The 1,015-nt window shown below is 44.8% G+C and carries 2 protein-coding genes; both read left to right on the top strand.

Going from position 1 to position 1,015, the window contains the following annotated elements; genetic code table 11:
• Nucleotides 1–252: 252 nt before the first annotated feature.
• Nucleotides 253–471 carry a hypothetical protein gene (locus ACP45E_RS20970; RefSeq protein ID WP_141707468.1) on the top strand — a complete coding sequence of 73 codons (219 nt, stop codon included), beginning with the start codon at nt 253–255 and terminating at the stop codon, nt 469–471.
• 62 nt (nt 472–533) lie between these two features.
• Nucleotides 534–902: a cupin domain-containing protein gene (locus ACP45E_RS20965; RefSeq protein WP_026026510.1), complete on the top strand. Its 369-nt coding sequence runs from the start codon at nt 534–536 to the stop codon at nt 900–902.
• Nucleotides 903–1,015 lie beyond the last annotated feature (113 nt).

Raw genomic sequence — 1,015 nt, 5'->3', positions numbered from 1 at the left:
TCACCACTTAACGCGGCGTTAGGCCGCATTTAAGTTTGCGGGTGTGTTAGCTCTGCATTTTGCCACTTCAGCTATGGCTTTTAGATTCACGTTTATTCTGTTTGTGGCTCAAACTCATCACTTTAAATGGTTTTGTTTCGTGGCAAATACGTGCTGTGTTGGCTCACCGTTTTAAAGTTTAGCTCTCGAAAATGTAGCGCTAGAAGTTATTATGGTTCTTATAGGTATTAGTGGCTCGGTGTTTTGAGCTCAGTGCGCATCAGTTCTGTGGCTCACCGCTACGAGCTTGGTTTTTATGGTTCAGCGCTGCAATTTGGCGGTGTTTGCGAAGTGTCTTTTTGGCCGTTTACTACTGTTTTTCAAGGCTGGGGATTTACGCAGAAAATGCGTCCCAACAAGGCGCTCAACCGGACCAACAAACGCTTGGCATTTTTGGTTTGGTTGGCAGCAGTGTTTACGGTGGTAATTTGAGGCTAAGTGGCCGTGTTTGTTTGCCAGTTAGCTTAGCGTTAGCAGTCTCAGGAGGAGGCGGTATGAAATCAACACAAACATATTGGAACCCATTGGATAAAGCCAGTGACAATGAATGGGAGTTTATTGACGGTTCTGACGGAAATTTAAGTCAAATTACCTTAGCTCAAGACAGCATTAACGGAGATTATACAAGGTTAACTCGTTTCAAAGACGGTTATGATACAAAGGCTTTCGGGGCAAAAAGTCACAGTTATCCCGAGGAAATATTCGTTGTTTCTGGTCGTCTTTATGACGAGGCTTTTGATATGTGGCTTGAACCTGGTTACTACGCTAGCAGACCTCCAGGTGAAGTCCATGGCCCATTCTTAGCTGATGGTGAGGTAGTTATTCTTGAAATGTCCTATCCAAGCCAAGGCTCCGACAGCTAACAAAGCGTTCAAGACGGATTCCCAACGCTTGGCGTTTTCGGCTTTATTCAGTTTAAGTGTTTATGTCGCAATGGTTTAAGTTGGGTGGTTGGCGTTGCTCACCACTTAACGCG

The sequence above is a fragment of the Vibrio genomosp. F10 str. 9ZD137 genome (assembly GCF_049974785.1).
Classification (GTDB): domain Bacteria; phylum Pseudomonadota; class Gammaproteobacteria; order Enterobacterales; family Vibrionaceae; genus Vibrio.
This window is presented reverse-complemented; position numbering and strand designations above follow the sequence as displayed.

Coding starts and splice junctions, on each gene's coding strand:
- ACP45E_RS20965 (WP_026026510.1), top strand. CDS start 534: ATGAAATCAACACAAACATATTGGAACCCATTGGATAAAGCCAGTGAC.